The sequence below is a fragment of the Paraburkholderia sp. C35 genome, assembly GCF_003121405.1.
Taxonomy (GTDB): domain Bacteria; phylum Pseudomonadota; class Gammaproteobacteria; order Burkholderiales; family Burkholderiaceae; genus Paraburkholderia.
In genome coordinates, this window is the sequence record NZ_QBUY01000154.1 from 1 (window position 1) to 15420 (window position 15420).

The following is a 15420-nucleotide window of genomic DNA, read 5'->3' on the forward strand; positions in this document are numbered from 1 at the left end:
GTTCAGCGGCTTTCTTTTGCCTACTTTTCTTTGCCGCGGCAAAGAAAAGTAGGTGCTGCCCCGCACAGGGGCGACGCGTGAAGTACCGATATCAAATCGCGGATGCCAGACAAACCCAAACCCAACAGCAACATCAAAACCAAAAACAAAAAACCAAAACAAAAAGCGCCACCCCCATCATGCGGAAGCAGCGCCCAACGCCTTCAAAAAAACACCGCGGATAGCGGCCCTAAAAGCGAAGCTAAAACAAAACCCTTACCGCCGACCAATCGGCAAAGCCTCCCGCGGCGTCTCACCAACAAACAGCTGCCGCGGACGACCAATCTTCTGCTCAGGATCAGCGATCATCTCATTCCACTGCGCAATCCAGCCCACCGTGCGCGCCAGCGCAAAAATACACGTGAACATTGCCGTAGGAATACCCAGCGCACGCTGCACAATACCCGAGTAAAAATCGACATTCGGATACAGCTTGCGCGACACAAAATATTCATCTTCCAGCGCAATCTTCTCGAGCGCCATCGCGAGCTTGAACAGCGGATCGTCATGCAGACCGAGTTCGTTCAGCACTTCGTGACATGTCTCGCGCATCAGCTTCGCGCGCGGATCGTAATTCTTGTACACACGGTGACCGAAGCCCATCAGCTTCACGCCGGAGTTCTTGTCTTTCACCTGCTCGATGAACTTCGGAATATTGTCGACCGAGCCGATCTCTTCCAGCATGTTCAGCGCCGCTTCGTTCGCACCGCCATGCGCCGGACCCCACAGGCACGCAATACCCGCAGCAATACACGCAAACGGATTCGCACCCGACGAACCCGCCAGACGCACCGTCGAAGTCGACGCGTTCTGCTCATGGTCCGCGTGCAGGATCAGAATACGGTCCAGCGCGCGCACCAGCACGTCGTTGACCTTGTACTCTTCCGCCGGGTTCGAGAACATCATGTGCATCAGGTTCGCGCTGTACGACAGATCGTTGCGCGGATACACGAACGGCTGGCCAATCGTGTACTTGTACGCCATCGCCACCAGCGTCGGCAGCTTCGCGATCATGCGGATCGCGGAAACGTCGCGGTGCGTCGGCTCGTTGATGTCGAGCGAGTCGTGATAGAACGCCGACAGCGCACCGACAGCAGCCACCAGAATCGCCATCGGGTGGGCGTCGCGGCGGAAACCGCGGAAGAAGAAGTGCATCTGCTCGTGCACCATCGTGTGCTTCGTGACGGTGTCTTCGAATTCCTTCTTCTGCTGCGCCGTCGGCAGTTCGCCCTTCAGCAGCAGATAGCAGGTCTCGAGGAAGTCGGCGTTCTGCGCGAGGTTCTCGATCGGGTAGCCGCGATACAGCAACTCACCCTTGTCGCCATCGATATAGGTGATCGCCGAATTGCACGACGCCGTCGACATGAAGCCAGGATCGTAAGTGAACTTGCCCGTTTGCCCGTACAGCTTGCGGATGTCGATCACATCCGGACCCATCGATCCTTTATAAACGGGAAGTTCGATTGTCTCGTCGCTATCGGAAAACGACAGCGTGGCTTTGGTCGTTGATACGTTCATCTGGGATTCCTTTCGACATTGCATTACATGTGACATGCGAGGCCGGGATATACAGCACGTGAGCATCACGTCAGCCGCGCATTGAACAACAGTTGCGCCCGCTGGCTAGTGCACCTATTGCCGCACCCGGCAGCCGACAGCATTTTACGGCTTGCCGCGCCTTTGATTGCATCGTTCGTGCGCAACAATGCATCTCTCACCAAGCAATACTCGACCATCCAGCAAGGCTTCCCCAGTCTTTCCATCGACAGGAAAATGAAAGTAAGCGCGTCCGGTGCAACAATGTTTTGCTTCGGGTCGGGACGCCAAACGCAATCGCGTCTGCGATACTGGTTCCGTGTTTAGTAGCTTCCCCTGCAAACACATTGCTGTCTTGGACCCGCCGGCATCAAGGCGGGTCTTTTTTAAAGTCAGACACAGGAACAACCACAATGAACATGAACATCGACACGCTCTTTCCCGCGACCGAAGAAGCCGACGACGTCGTCGTCACGGCACTGAACCATCAGGACATCGTGCTCGCGATGTCGGCCGCGCTCGCAACGGAAAAGGTCGCCGTGCTGCACATGCTGTATCCGCGCACCGACGCGCGTACGCACCGCAGCCTCGACGAGCTGGTCGACCGTCTGCATGGACATGGCCTGCATCAGGTCGCACGCCTCGTCTCGCAGGAAGCGCACTACCTCGTGTTCAAGGAACCGGCGAAAGCGTGGAAGGCATTCAACGAAATCCGCCATGATTCGCTCGCCATCGGCGTGCATCTCTACTATTGCGGACTGATCGGCGAAGCCGCCGAGCGCGCACTCGACGTCGACGCGCACGCGAAAGACTGACCTGTCAGACGAAACGCTTCGGGCGCAGTTCAATGCGCCTGAATGAAGGTATCGACGAAACGGTTGAATGCGGCGGGATGCGCGAGGTTCATGCCATGCGATGCGCCCATCACCGTTTCGCGTTGCGCATCAGGCAGCCACTCTGCGAGGGTTTGCGCCGCGCGACGGAACATCAGCGGGCTTTTCTCGCCGTCGATCAGCAGCACCGGGCATTTCACGTCTTTCGCACCGTCGGGCGTATACGCCGGCAGCGGATCGCGGAACTGACGCGCCAGCGTGTGCGCGTTGTCGGTCGCCATACGCCGGAAGCCGGGCGTGCTTTTGGCCCAGAAACCGGGGCGGCTCACCGAATCGACGAATAGTTGCAGGCCCGCGTCGACCTCACCCTCTTCGATCAGTTGCGCAGCACGCGCCCGCAGCGCATTGACCGTCTCCGGCAACGCCGCCGGCTCGCGCCCTGCGATCTGCACGGGTCCGCCAGGATCGGCGAGCGTCAAGGTCTTCACATGCTCGCGATGCCGCCGCGCAAAGTGATACGCCACGCAGCCGCCGCGCGAATGCCCCACGACATGGGCCGGCCCCGCGCCAAAACGCTCGATGAACTGCGCGACTTCGTCGGCATGATTGCTCCAGCTGAACGGGACGTCGGCAGGCGTATCGACTGCCGGCCAGTAATGCGTGAGGCTCACGGCCACGCAGCGATAGCGCTTCGACAGACCTGCCAGTTGCGGCTCCCAATAGCGGTAATCGCACAGCGAGCCATGCACGAACAGCAGCAGTTCGCCTTCGCCCTGTTCGACATACGGCATGCGCAGGCCATTGGGCAACTCAAGGAAAAGCGCGGAAGAAGCGGAAGTCTGATTCACTGAAGAGAGGCAAATGAAAAGGCGCGCATTATCCATGATATGCGCGCCATAAAGGCCTCATTTTCACATGGCGGCACATTCCGGTGCGCCGCACACCATGTCAAACGATTGCGTCAGTCGTACGCCGACATGTCGAGCAGCCCTGCGCTAGCCGCCACGCCCGCGCCGCGCACGGCACAGGTCAGCGGCTCGTCGGCCACGCGCACGTCGAGGCCCAGTTCGTTGCTGAAATAGCGCGCCAGATTGCCGAGCAGCGCGCCGCCGCCCGTCAGTACGATGCCCGCATCCGCGATATCCGTGACGAGTTCGGGCGGTGCGTATTCCAGCGCGGACTTCACAGCGATCAACACCTGACGCAGCGGCGCGGCGATGGCATCGACCACGTCCTGCGTCGACAGTTCGACGGTGCGCGGCAGGCCATCGTCGATGCCGCGCCCCGTGGCGCGCATCGTTTCCGGCGGGATGATCGCAAGCGCCGAGCCGATGGTCTTCTTCACGTGCTCGGCCGTCTGCTCGCCGAGCAGCACGCCGAAGTTATTGCGCACGTGCTTGATGATGGCCGCATCCAACTGGTCGCCGCCGACGCGGCTCGAGCCGTTGTACGCCGTGCCGCCCAGCGAAATCACACCGATTTCCGTGGTGCCGCCGCCGATATCGACGACCATCGAACCCTTCGCCTCCGACACCGGCAAGCCCGCGCCCACCGCCGATGCCAGCGATTCGTCGATCAGATTCACTTTCCATGCGCCCGCAGCCGCCGCTGCTTCGCGGATCGCGCGGCGCTCGACCTGGGTCGCGCCCGACGGCACGCAGATTGTGAACGCGGCGCGGCGCGCGAAGAACGGGCGCGGACGGGCCATATCGACGAATTGCCGGATCATGTGCTCGGCAGCGGGGAAATTGGCGATCACGCCGTGGCGCATCGGCCGGACCGCTTCGAGGTTGACGGGCACGCGGCCCAGCATCTGCTTGGCCTCGCTGCCGACCAGCGCGACGCGTTTGCGTCCCGCCTGCTCCTGCTTGTCGAAGCACACCACGGACGGCTCGTTGAGCACGACGCCGCCATCGTCGGTGTAGATCAGGGTGTTGGCCGTGCCGAGATCGACCGCCACGGACTCGCGGAACAGGCGTCCAAAAAGCGATGATTGCGCATTCGATCTGGCCATGATCAGGCTCTTTTGAAAGTAGTGAGCTGCCTCACCGGCAGCGGAAATGTCAAACGTACGGCGCAACCATGCAGCGCGTTCGTGCGTCGGAAAGTTTTTCCGGCTATTGAGCGCATATCGGCATATGCCCAGCGAACTTTAGGAGAATGACTTCGAAAACGTCTTACGGCCGCTTTCACGCGGCCTTCGGACAGATCATGGAAGAGGATCGAAACGAACAATCTAGCTGCGTGCCAGCGGTGCCAGTGCACGCACGAGCGCCTCGCGGCCCAGCTCGACACCTTCGCCGGAAATCGTGTGACCGACGCCCGGCAGCGCGTAGGCCTCGACGTCGAAACCGGCGTCGTGCAGCGCGTGCGCGGCGCGCCCGGTTTCCTCGATGGAGATGACGGCGTCGTCTTCACCGTGAATCAGCGTCACGGGCGTGGCGCTCTTCGTCACGATGGGCGACGCGAGCCGCCCCGAAAACGCGACCACGACAGCCGCGCCTTGCGGATTCGTCGCCACGTGATGCAGCGACATCATCGAGCCTTGCGAGAAACCCACCAGCGCGAGCTGGCTATGGTTCAGGCCGTAGTGCGCAAGCTCGGCATCGAGCATCGTCTGCAACGCGGGCCATCCAGCCGCGACGCGGCCAGGACGGTTCTGCACGTCGACGTCGCGCAGGCTGAACCACTGGCGTCCACCGAAGCCGCCGTCGAACGGCTCGCTGCCGTCGAGCGACGTGAAGGCCGTGTGCGGCAGCGCTTCGCGCCAGATGTCCGCGAGCGGCAAGAGATCCTGAGCATTGCTGCCGACGCCATGCAGCAGCACGACCAGCGAGGTCGCCGGTGCTTCAGCGGGCGCGAGCCGCCAGCCGTTGTCGAATTGTTCCCAGGCCATCGCCTTGTTCCTTTGATAATGCGCGGCGCGCACCGCGGGCATTGCGCCGCTGCCGTGTCACGCGCAGGCGGGAGCATACGACGCGCGTCCCGATTCTGCGTGAAATTCATACAAAACGTCTGCGGCGCCCAACACCTGACAGCGGCACGCGACGCCGCGCTGGACAACCCAATTCTGATCCGTTCTCCGGGCGCGCGTGCGCACCAGATCGATGCCGTTTCGCGCTTGCGACTATCATCGTCATGTTGCGCCGCGTGCGCCCGGCTCGCAACGCCTGTCGCGAGTAGCCTTTTCACCGACGGAGACCCGCTTGAGCGAACCGAATCAACCCGCCGCGTCGCCTGCCCCTTCGAAGCCCGCCGGACCTTCCGGACCATCGGGTCCGCCCGCGCAGCCGGCGTTGCAAGGCAGCCAGCTGGTGCTCGCCACCTTTGCCGTCGCGCTCGCGACCTTCATGAACGTGCTCGACACGTCGATCGCGAACGTTGCGATCCCAACCATCTCGGGCAACCTCGGCGTATCCGTCGATGAAGGCACGTGGGTCATCACCGTATTCGCGGCGTCGAATGCCGGGTCGATTCCGCGGACGGGCTGGTGCACGCAACGCTTCGGCCAGATCACGCTGTTCGTCGGCGCGATTCTCGGCTTCGTGATCGCGTCGTGGTTGTGCGGCGTCGCGCCGTCGCTGCCCATTCTGCTGTTTGCGCGCGTGTTGCAAGGCGTAGTGGCCGGGCCGCTGATTCCGCTATCGCAAGCCATTCTGCTCAGTTCGTGGCCGAAGGAAAAATCGTCGACGGCACTCGCGTTATGGGCGATGACGGCAACCGTCGGCCCGATTGCGGGCCCTGCCCTCGGCGGCTGGATCACCGATAGTTACTCGTGGTCGTGGATCTTCTACATCAACATTCCCGTCGGCATTTTCGCGGCGGGCGTCACGTGGATGATCTACCGCACACGCGAAACACCTACACGCAAGCTGCCTATCGATATCGTCGGCCTCGGCCTGCTGATCACGTGGGTCGCATCGCTGCAGATCATGCTCGACAAGGGCAAGGATCTCGACTGGTTCAACTCGCCCGTGATCGTGATACTCGCAATCACGGCCGTGATCAGCTTCGCGTTCTTCCTCGTCTGGGAACTGACGGAGCCGAACCCGATCGTCGATTTGCGCCTCTTTACGCAGCGCAACTTCCTCGGCGGCACGATTGCGATTTCGGTCGCGTACGGCGTGTTCTTCGGCAATCTCGTGCTGCTGCCGCAATGGATGCAGGAGTATCTGAACTACCGTTCCGTCGATGCCGGTCTCGTCACCGCGCCGCTCGGCATCTTCGCGGTGATTCTCGCGCCCGTGATGGGCCGCGTGCTGCCACGTTCGGACGCGCGCATCATCGCGACGCTCGCGTTCGTCGGCTTCGCCATCGTGTTCTTCATGCGCTCGAACTATGTGGTCGAAATCGATACGTGGCATCTGGTGCTGCCCACGCTGCTGCAGGGCATCCCGATGGCGATGTTCTTCGTGCCGCTGACCGCCATCATCCTGTCGGGGCAACCCGGCCCGAAGGTGCCGGCCGCGGCGGGCCTGTCGAACTTCGTGCGCGTGTTCTGCGGCGCGGTGGGCACATCGATCGCGGGCACCGCCTGGAACAACCGCACGATCCTGCATCACGAGCGCCTGACGGAACAGGCCAACGCGAACAACCCCGTGTTCGCGCAGCAGATCGACAACACACAGGCGCTGTTGCACATCAGTCCAGCATCGTCGAATGCGCTGTTCGATTTCACCGTCAACACGCAGGCCGCGATGATGGGGCTGAACGACATCTTCTACGCGTCGGCGATCATCTTCGTGCTGATCATCCCGCTTATCTGGATCACGCGGCCCGCACGCGGCGGCGGTGGCGCAGATGCGTCGGGCGCGCATTGATTCGGGCGTGCGGCCACGCAAGCATCAACCGCCTGTTCAACGGAAAAAACGTGCGGGCGTCTCGCCCAGCGCGTCCTTGAACACCGCAATGAACGACGACACGTCGCTATAACCCACTTCGAGCGCCACCTGCGTGACGCTCGTTCCCGCACCCAGGCGCTGCAGCGCCGTCAACAGGCGCAATTGCTGGCGCCACTGCCCGAAAGTCAGCCCCGTTTCCTTCGTGAACAGGCGCGCGGCCGTGCGCGCCGTAATCGATGCCTCGTCGGCGAGATCGTCCAGCACGTCGGCACGCGCGGGATCGGCCATGAGCGCATCGGCGATATGCCGCGCGCGCAGATCGCGTGGATAAACCAGCGCCAGCGCCAGTTCCGTCAGACGCGGCAAACGATCGCCGATCACAGCCATCAGGCGCGATTGCTCGTCGTCGGCGGGCGTGCTGGCGTCGAACTGCGCTGCCGCGCCAAGCAGTTCGTCCATCAGGCCACTCAATGCCACCACGCAGCCGTGGTCCGGCATGGGCAGCGCGCCCTCGTCCGCATACAGCACGCGCAGCGCGACGGGTGCCAGCGACGACATCCTGTGCAGCACACCCGGCAACATCCACACCGCGTGGTGCGGCGGCGCGACCCACAAGCCGTTCTCCGCGTGCACCGCCAGCACACCCTCCGCCACCTGCACGAGCTTCGCGCGGCGTGTGCTTTGCCATGGCTGATCCAGCGCATCGTGACGCGATGCCAGCACGAACGCGCCGCGCGGCACAGAATCGGGATCGAGGGGAACAGTGTGCATGGGGTGTCCGGTTAGCCCTGTCGAGGTCCGAAACCGCTCCAGACTAGCATGCAGGAGCCTTACATGCCTGATCGCGGTGCAAGGCAAGCATCTCGAAAATTTCCAATTCCGGCTTGACGAATTATCTTTAGATATATATCTTAAGATACATCTTAAGACACTCGGAGATGCCAACATGCGCCATCACCATCGTTTTTCCCGTGAGTTCGCCCGCGACGCCGCCTTTTCCCGCGATCCCTCGTTCTTCGGCTTCTACGAACGCTTCCAGATGTTCCGGGACGCGATCGGCCGTCATCAGCGCGGCGGCGGCCGGCATGGTGGTCCTTTCGGTGGCGGCGGTCCTGGTGGACCGTTCGGCGGCGGCTTTGGCGGCGGCTTCGGCGGCGAAGGCGACGGGATCCCGCGCGGCCGCAAGTTCACGTCCGACGATCTGCAACTGCTGCTGCTCGCGCTGATCGAGGAGCAGCCGCGTCACGGCTACGAGTTGATCAAGGCACTCGAAGCGCGTTCGAACGGCTTCTATGCGCCTAGTCCCGGCATGGTCTATCCCGCGCTGACGTATCTGGAAGAGCTCGGCTACGTGACGGTGCAGACGGAAGGCAACCGCAAGCGCTACTCGCTCGCGGACGCAGGAAGCGAATACCTCGCCGCCAACCGCGAGCGCGCCGATCTGATGCTCGCCAAGCTTTCGCATATCGCGCGCAAGATGGATTCGGTGCGCCGCGCGTTCGCAGGCGAAGCCGGTCAAGCCGGCGAAGCGGGCGACGACACCGCCGAATACGGCGGCTGGCTGCCCGAGTTCGTGCAGGCGCGCCGTGCGCTAAAACATGCGCTGCTGTTGCGCGACAACGCGTCGCCCGACGAGCAGCGGCGCATAGCGGCGATCCTCGCGCGCGCCACGGCTGAAATCGAAAGCAAGCCGCGTGAGAAAGGTGGCAACGACGGTGGCAACGACGGTGATAACGGCGGCAACGCCGGAAACCAGACGGGCGAATCCGCCTGAGACCGACCACGACTTTGAGAGAACAGACTATGGAAGCAACCCGTACCGATCTGACCGGGACGCGCGTGCGTCACCCGCTGAAATTCCGCCTGCTGCAGGTCAGGCAGGTCGAAGCCGTCACGCCGCATCTGATCCGCGTCACGCTGACGGGCGAGGATCTGCGCGACTTCGTGTCCGCGTCCTTCGACGACCACATCAAAGTGTTTTTCCCCGCGCCCGGCGAAGACAAGCCGGTACTGCCGGCAGCCGGCCCCGACGGTCCTGTCTTTCCGGCGGACCGCCCGCGTCCGGTGGCACGCGATTTCACGCCTAAGCGCTTCGACAAGGACACCTGCGAGCTCGACCTCGAATTCGCAATGCACGAAGCCGGCCCCGCTGCCGAATGGGCGGCACAGGCGAAGGTGGGACAATATCTGGGCGTCGGCGGGCCGCGCGGCTCGTTCGTGGTGCCGACGGGTTTTGACTGGCATCTGCTGATCGGCGACGATACCGCGCTGCCCGCCATCGGCCGGCGTCTCGCGGAACTGCCGCCGGGCGCGCGCGTTGCGGCCGTGATCGAAGTGGCCGATCCGTCCGCGCGCATCGAGTTCGAGACGCAGACCGATCTGTATATCGAATGGCGCTATCGCAGCGAAGGCGCGTATCGCGGCGGCGAGTTGCTGAAAGCGGTGCGCGAAACCTTCCTGCCCGACGGCGAAGGGTATGTATGGGCCGCCGGCGAAGCCGCGACGATGCGCGCAGTGCGCGCGTTCCTCGTCAACGAACGCGGCATCGACAAATCGCGCATTCGTGCGTCGGCATACTGGAAACAGGGCGAACAGGCCGTCCACGAAAATCTCGACGACTGAAACAAACTGAAGCCAGTTGCAGCCAATTGCAGCCAACTAAAGCTTCACTGAACGGAGCCTTTCCTTGCTCTCATTGAACGAATCTCACGAGCGGCGCCTGCTGTGGCTGCTTGCGCTCACGCAGTTCACCATCATCATGGATTTCATGGTGATGATGCCGCTCGGCCCGCAGATCATGCATGCGTTCGAGATATCGCCAGCGCGCTTCGCGACGGCTGTCTCGGTGTATTCGTGGTGCTCGGGTCTGTCGGGGCTGCTCGCGGCGACGTATATCGACCGCTTCGACCGGCGGCGTCTGCTGCTCGTCATCTATGCGCTGTTCGCGCTGTCGAACCTTGGCTGCGCGCTCGCGACGAATTTCCCGATGCTGCTCGCCGCGCGTGCGTTCGCCGGCAGTACGGGCGGTGTGCTGGCTTCCGTGGTGATGGCGATCGTCGGCGACGTGATTCCTGTCGCTCGGCGCGGCGCGGCGACGGGCACGATCATGACGGCCTTCTCGCTGGCCGCGATTGCGGGCGTGCCGGCCGGCGTGCTGCTCGGCGCGCATTTCGGCTGGGCGGCGCCGTTCATGCTGCTGGTCGTGCTGTCGTGCGTGATCTGGCTCGGCGGGATGCGGATCGTGCCGTCGCAGACCGAGCATCTGCAACGGGCGCGCGTGCCGCTCGAACAGGTCATGCCGGATCTGTGGCGGCTGTTTTCCAACCCGCGGCACCTGAACGCGTTTGCGCTGACCTTTGTCGTGATGATCGGACACATGCTGGTGATTCCCTTCATCGCGCCGACGCTGGTGGCCAATCATGGCGTCGCGCCTGCGAATCTGTCGTGGCTATATATGGGCGGCGGCGCGGCCACGTTCTTCACTTCGCGGCGCGTAGGCGAGCTCTCCGATCGTTACGGGAAAAAGCGGGTGTTTCGCATTGCTGCCTTGCTGTCGATTCTGCCCGTGCTGTTCGTCACGCATCTTCCCGATGTGCCGTTCTATGTGATGGTGCTGTTCTTTCCGGTGTTCATGGTCGCGATGTCGTCCCGGATGGTACCGATGCAGGCACTGCTGACCACCGTTCCTGCGCCGCAGACCCGAGGCGCGTTTCTGAGCGCCAATAGCGCCGTGCAGGCGATGGGAACGGGATGCGGCGCGTGGTTCGGCGGCCTGTTGCTGTCGACTACACCGCAAGGGCAAATTGCCGGATATGGCACGGTTGGCCTGTTCGCCGCCGGTGCTGCGTTGGTTGCGTGCGCATGGATTGGACGCGTGCGCAGCGCAGGCGATGACGGCATCGCCAAGCCTGCCACTGCCGAGGTGGTTGGCGAAGCGTAGCCACGTTTGAGTCTTGCCCGCATCCTCGACATGCGTTTTCCAGGATGCGGGCAGCCTCTCCTTAAAAAGTCGCGGCACGCCCGCGCCGCAAAAATCTGTAATCAACACGACTGTCCCTTATGCCGCATAGATCGTTTAATTCATTCAGAATGAATTTCGATCAACAGGGGCACGTCATTGAAGAACGCGAAGAACACACCGCGCCACCGCTTGAAACCGTTGCTGCTGGCGGGCGCAGCGTGTGCCGCGCTCTCTGCGCGCAGCGCGTCCGCGCAGGAAATCGCGCTCTACGGCGGCTGGCTGACAGGCGCGAATACCAACACTTACTCGTGGGCGATCGACTACACGGAAGGTTTTGGAAGATACGTCGCAGGCAGCATCACGTGGCTGAACGAAGGCCATATGCCGAACCATCATCGCGATGGCCAGGTCGTGCAAATCTGGGGACGCCTGCCCCTCGCGCAACACCGCTTCGTCTTCTCGCTGGGCGTCGGCCCCTACCGCTACTTCGATACAGAAGCGGCCTCGCAAGGCCAGGGCTATTCGAACACGCACGGCTGGGGCGGCCTCTTCAGCGCGCGTGCAACCTGGTACACCTCGCGCCGCTGGACAACCAGTCTGCAACTGAACCGCGTGCAGGTCTCGCACGGCCCGTCTACAACGGCCGTGCTGCTCGGCGTCGGTTATCAGCTCGACGCACCCGATGAACCCGGCCCACGCGCATGGGCGCTGCCGCGCACGCATGACGTAACCAATAACGAAGTCACGGTCATGGTCGGCAAGACCATTCTGAACAGCCTGGAATCGCAGTCGTCGCTGGGCGAGGCGATCGAATACCGGCGCGGACTCACGCATTTCGTCGACGGCACGATCGGCTATCTGCATGAAGGCAGTGGTCTGAAAGCGCGCCGCGACGGCTTGACGGCGCAACTGTGGCTCACGCGCGCATTCTTCGACGATCAACTGACGCTCGGGATCGGCGCGGGTGCCTACGCGGCGATCCATCACGGCAACGATCCCGACGACCGCTCGACAGGCGATGGCATCCTGTCGGGCATCGTGTCGGTGTCCGGCTCATATCGCTTCACGCAGCACTGGGCAGCGCGCGTGACGTGGAATCGCGTCGTCACGCGCTACAGCCGCGACACCGACGTGTTGATGGGCGGTCTCGGCTACCGCTTCTGATCTGCGCGAGCCTTCAGGCGAGCGCCTGCTCTACGCCCATATCGGCCAGTGGATGCGCATGCGAGCGCCACGGCGACGACAGAAAATGCCGCACGCGTTCGGGCCTGACCTCGGCGAGCGTCGCGGGCGCCCAACGCGGCTTGCGATCCTTATCGATCAGATGCGCGCGCACGCCTTCGCTGAAATCGCCCTCTTCGATCGCGCGCGTGACGATGCCCAGCTCCATGCGGAAGCATTCGGCGAGCGTCATCTGACGGCCGCGCAATAGCGCGTCGCGCGTGACATAGAGCATGGTCGGCGAATGCGTGGTGAGCGCGTCATAGGTGGCTTGCAGCCACTGGCGCACCTCGCGGGGATGATCGCGCCCGAGATCCTGGCGCAGCGTCGCAACGATCCGGTCGACACCCGAGCGCCGGTCGAAGTGCCGCAGAATCAGTTGCGTGAATGCGCCCAGCCCTGCATGCGGGACGATGTTGCATGGCGGCTCGAATACGGTGCGCAACGCGCGCAGCAGTTCATCGCTGGAGACGTCGGACGTCGCGATGCGCTGCAGGCGCTCTTCGAAGGTATCGAGCCATTCGGACGGCACGCACAGATCGGCAAGCTGAAAGCGCAGTGCTTCCGCGCCCGTCAGCGTAACGCCCGTCAGTCCGACATACAGTTCGATCTCGGCGGGCATCACGCTCAGAAAGCGCGTCGCGCCGACATCGGGCAGAAAGCCGATACGCGTTTCCGGCATCGCAATCTTCGTGCGTTCCGTGACGATGCGCAGCCGCGCCGCCTGGCCGAGTCCCATGCCGCCGCCCATCGTGATGCCATCGAGCAGCGCGACAACGGGCTTGGGAAACGCATGCAGCACGTAATCGAGCCTATATTCATCGATAAAGAACTGCTTCCAGCCGCTGTCGTTGCGCTGGCGCATGCCGTGCAGCGCGCGCACGTCGCCGCCCGCGCAAAAGCCTTTCGTGCCCGCGCCGCGCAGCACGACGGCGACGATGTCGCTATCCGTGCGGCAGCGTTCGATCAGCACGGCCAGTTCGCGCACCATCTGATGCGACAGCGCATTCAGCGCTGCGGGACGATTCAGCGTGACGATCGCAACGCGGTTGATCACGCGAAACAGCACACCCGGTTCGGGCATGGTGTCGTCGTCGAGCACGGCGCTCATCGCTGCGACTCCTTTGCCTGAGTGCCTTGCCACTTCGGCACGCGCTTTTCGAGGAATGCGTTGACGCCTTCGCGCTGATCGGCGCCGTCGAAGAGATCGACGAAGCGCTCGCGCTCGACGGCGAGCGCAGCGGAGCGCGGCACGCCGTTGCGCGCCTGCTGGATCAGTTCCTTGCTGAACGTGACGGCCTGCGGACTCAGGCCGGCGACGCGCGCGGCCATTTGCAGCGCGAACTCGCGCGCCGCACCCGTCTCGACCACTTCTTCGACGAGACCGATGCGCAGCGCTGTCGCTGCATCGACGCGTTCGCCCGTCAGCACGATACGCTTGGCCCAGCCCTCGCCGACCAGCCACGGCAGCGTCTGCGTGCCGCAGCCGCACGGCAGCAGACCGACGGCCGTTTCCGGCAACGCCATCACCGCGTGCTGCTCGGCGATGCGGATATCGCAGGCAAGCGCGCATTCGAGGCCGCCGCCCATCGCATAGCCGTTGATGGCCGCGATCACCACGGGGCGCGCGTTCTGCAGTGTCTCGAACGCTGCGCCGAAGCGTGCGGCGGCGATGCGCGCGACTTCCTTGTTGCCATCGGCGAAGGTGTTGAGATCGGCGCCTGCGCTGAAGAACTTCGGACCATCGCCCGTGACGACGATGGCGCGCACCTGCGCTTCGGCGTTCAGGCGTTCGACGGTGTGCTGAAGCTGCAACAGCCCTTCCGGCGTGAACGCATTCGCGGGCGGACGCCTGAGTGTCAACAGGGCGACGCTGCCGTCGTGAGCGTAGTCGAGTTCGATCATCACGCGTCTCCTTTCTTGCGATACAGCTTGATCACCGCTGAAAAGTCGAGCTTGCCTGCGCCTTGAGTGGACATCGTCTGATAGAGCTGCTGGGCGAGTGCACCGAGATAGACGGGTTGTTGCGCGTGCTTTGCTGCGTCGGTGGCGAGGCCGAGATCCTTGAGCATGAGGTCCGTGCCGAAGCCGCCTGTGTAGCCGCGTGTCGACGGTGCGGTTTCGATGACGCCGGGGAACGGATTGTAGGTATCCGAACTCCAGCAACGGCCTGTCGAGGTGTTGATGATCTTGCCCAGTACCTGCGGATCGATGCCGAGTTTTTCGCCGAGCGCCATGGCTTCGGAGACGCCGGCCATCGTGATGCCTAGAACGAGGTTATTGCAGATCTTGGCGACCTGACCGGTCGATGTGTCGCCGCAGTGGACGATGTTCTTGCCCATCGCCTGCAGGACGGGTTTGACCTGTTCGTACGACTCTGGCGTGCCGCCGACCATGAAGGTCAGTGTGCCGGCTGTGGCGCCGCCTGTGCCGCCTGATACGGGTGCATCGACGAAGGTGTTGCCGTTTTGTGTCGCCAGTTCGGCGAAGGCTTTTACGCTGACTGGGTCGATGGTGCTCGAGTCGATGATCGTGATGCCTTTTGCTATGCCGGCAAGGATGCCGGTTTCGCCTGTTAGCACAGCTTTTACGTGTTGTGATGCTGGGAGCATCGTGATCACGTATTCCACGTTTGTGGCGGCTTCTTTTGGTGTAGTTGCTGGCTGTGCGCCAGATGCTTTTAAGGTTTCTACTGCCTGGGTGTTCAGGTCGAATACCTTTACTTCATGCCCTGCTTTCAACAGGTTTTGCGCCATCGGCGCGCCCATGTTGCCGAGTCCTATGAAGCCGATTTGCATTTTCGTTTGTCTCCTGGTAGGGGGTGATTGAGGTTTTGGTGGTTGGGTTTTGCTGGTTTTTTCTGGCTTTCGCTGGATTTCGCTGGCATCCGCGATTCGGTGTTAGTACTTCAAGCGTCGCCCCTGTGCGGGGCAGCACCTACTTTTCTTTGCCGCCGCAAAGAAAAGTAGGCAAAAGAAAGCGGGCTAAC

At 62.8% G+C, this 15420-nt stretch carries 15 protein-coding genes; 7 read left to right on the top strand and 8 right to left on the bottom strand.

Annotated elements, in window-relative coordinates:
* A partial coding sequence (locus DK391_RS45120) for a hypothetical protein (RefSeq protein ID WP_204117532.1) occupies window positions 1–224 on the top strand: 224 nt, incomplete at its 5' end.
* Between the two features lie 31 nt (window positions 225–255).
* On the opposite strand, the gene gltA is transcribed toward DK391_RS45120, so the two are convergent.
* Entirely contained in the window at window positions 256–1557 is a 1302-nt protein-coding gene (gene gltA, locus DK391_RS41335; protein ID WP_109483784.1) for a citrate synthase, read from the bottom strand.
* A gap of 431 nt (window positions 1558–1988) precedes the next feature.
* On the opposite strand from gltA, the gene DK391_RS41340 reads away from it, so the two are divergent.
* Entirely contained in the window at window positions 1989–2390 is a 402-nt protein-coding gene (locus DK391_RS41340) for a hypothetical protein (RefSeq protein WP_109483785.1), read from the top strand.
* A 29-nt stretch (window positions 2391–2419) separates the two neighbouring features.
* On the opposite strand, the gene DK391_RS41345 is transcribed toward DK391_RS41340, so the two are convergent.
* The 3 genes from DK391_RS41345 to DK391_RS41355 all read right to left on the bottom strand — a co-directional run bounded on the left by DK391_RS41345 (window position 2420) and on the right by DK391_RS41355 (window position 5304).
* Entirely contained in the window at window positions 2420–3199 is a 780-nt protein-coding gene (locus DK391_RS41345) for an alpha/beta hydrolase (protein WP_109483786.1), read from the bottom strand.
* Between the two features lie 170 nt (window positions 3200–3369).
* Window positions 3370–4422: a rod shape-determining protein gene (locus DK391_RS41350; protein ID WP_109483795.1), complete on the bottom strand. Its 1053-nt coding sequence runs from the start codon at window positions 4420–4422 to the stop codon at window positions 3370–3372.
* 222 nt (window positions 4423–4644) lie between these two features.
* Complete coding sequence (locus DK391_RS41355) at window positions 4645–5304, bottom strand: dienelactone hydrolase family protein (RefSeq protein WP_109483796.1); 660 nt, start codon at window positions 5302–5304, stop codon at window positions 4645–4647.
* 310 nt (window positions 5305–5614) lie between these two features.
* On the opposite strand from DK391_RS41355, the gene DK391_RS41360 reads away from it, so the two are divergent.
* Entirely contained in the window at window positions 5615–7228 is a 1614-nt protein-coding gene (locus DK391_RS41360) for a DHA2 family efflux MFS transporter permease subunit (protein ID WP_109483787.1), read from the top strand.
* A 36-nt stretch (window positions 7229–7264) separates the two neighbouring features.
* On the opposite strand, the gene DK391_RS41365 is transcribed toward DK391_RS41360, so the two are convergent.
* Window positions 7265–8020, bottom strand: coding sequence for a helix-turn-helix transcriptional regulator (locus DK391_RS41365; RefSeq protein ID WP_109483788.1), 756 nt, complete (start codon window positions 8018–8020; stop codon window positions 7265–7267).
* A gap of 175 nt (window positions 8021–8195) precedes the next feature.
* Between DK391_RS41365 and DK391_RS41370 the strand changes: the two genes are divergently transcribed.
* From DK391_RS41370 to DK391_RS41385, 4 genes are all read left to right on the top strand, one after another.
* The gene (locus DK391_RS41370) at window positions 8196–9023 is read left to right on the top strand and encodes a PadR family transcriptional regulator (RefSeq protein ID WP_239483100.1); all 828 of its coding nucleotides are present in this window, start codon (window positions 8196–8198) and stop codon (window positions 9021–9023) included.
* Window positions 9024–9052: 29 nt separating this feature from the next.
* On the top strand, window positions 9053–9871 hold the full coding sequence (locus tag DK391_RS41375; RefSeq protein ID WP_109483789.1) for a siderophore-interacting protein: 819 nt from the start codon (window positions 9053–9055) through the stop codon (window positions 9869–9871).
* Between the two features lie 64 nt (window positions 9872–9935).
* Window positions 9936–11189: an MFS transporter gene (locus tag DK391_RS41380; protein ID WP_109483790.1), complete on the top strand. Its 1254-nt coding sequence runs from the start codon at window positions 9936–9938 to the stop codon at window positions 11187–11189.
* Between the two features lie 210 nt (window positions 11190–11399).
* Window positions 11400–12374 carry a hypothetical protein gene (locus tag DK391_RS41385; protein ID WP_239483101.1) on the top strand — a complete coding sequence of 325 codons (975 nt, stop codon included), beginning with the start codon at window positions 11400–11402 and terminating at the stop codon, window positions 12372–12374.
* 13 nt (window positions 12375–12387) lie between these two features.
* Here the strand turns inward: DK391_RS41385 and DK391_RS41390 are convergent, their stop codons facing one another.
* From DK391_RS41390 to mmsB, 3 genes are read right to left on the bottom strand one after another with little or no spacing between them, the layout of a single operon-like run.
* The gene (locus tag DK391_RS41390; protein WP_109483792.1) at window positions 12388–13542 is read right to left on the bottom strand and encodes an enoyl-CoA hydratase/isomerase family protein; all 1155 of its coding nucleotides are present in this window, start codon (window positions 13540–13542) and stop codon (window positions 12388–12390) included.
* Window positions 13539–14336, bottom strand: coding sequence for an enoyl-CoA hydratase (locus DK391_RS41395; protein ID WP_109483793.1), 798 nt, complete (start codon window positions 14334–14336; stop codon window positions 13539–13541). Before DK391_RS41395 ends, DK391_RS41390 begins: the two co-directional genes overlap by 4 nt.
* Complete coding sequence (gene mmsB / locus DK391_RS41400) at window positions 14336–15325, bottom strand: 3-hydroxyisobutyrate dehydrogenase (RefSeq protein ID WP_343225470.1); 990 nt, start codon at window positions 15323–15325, stop codon at window positions 14336–14338. Before mmsB ends, DK391_RS41395 begins: the two co-directional genes overlap by 1 nt.
* Window positions 15326–15420: the final 95 nt, after the last annotated feature.

Coding starts and splice junctions, on each gene's coding strand:
- gltA (WP_109483784.1), bottom strand. CDS start 1,557: ATGAACGTATCAACGACCAAAGCCACGCTGTCGTTTTCCGATAGCGAC.
- DK391_RS41340 (WP_109483785.1), top strand. CDS start 1,989: ATGAACATGAACATCGACACGCTCTTTCCCGCGACCGAAGAAGCCGAC.
- DK391_RS41345 (WP_109483786.1), bottom strand. CDS start 3,199: ATGCCGTATGTCGAACAGGGCGAAGGCGAACTGCTGCTGTTCGTGCAT.
- DK391_RS41350 (WP_109483795.1), bottom strand. CDS start 4,422: ATGGCCAGATCGAATGCGCAATCATCGCTTTTTGGACGCCTGTTCCGC.
- DK391_RS41355 (WP_109483796.1), bottom strand. CDS start 5,304: ATGGCCTGGGAACAATTCGACAACGGCTGGCGGCTCGCGCCCGCTGAA.
- DK391_RS41365 (WP_109483788.1), bottom strand. CDS start 8,020: ATGCACACTGTTCCCCTCGATCCCGATTCTGTGCCGCGCGGCGCGTTC.
- DK391_RS41370 (WP_239483100.1), top strand. CDS start 8,196: ATGCGCCATCACCATCGTTTTTCCCGTGAGTTCGCCCGCGACGCCGCC.
- DK391_RS41375 (WP_109483789.1), top strand. CDS start 9,053: ATGGAAGCAACCCGTACCGATCTGACCGGGACGCGCGTGCGTCACCCG.
- DK391_RS41390 (WP_109483792.1), bottom strand. CDS start 13,542: ATGAGCGCCGTGCTCGACGACGACACCATGCCCGAACCGGGTGTGCTG.
- DK391_RS41395 (WP_109483793.1), bottom strand. CDS start 14,336: ATGATCGAACTCGACTACGCTCACGACGGCAGCGTCGCCCTGTTGACA.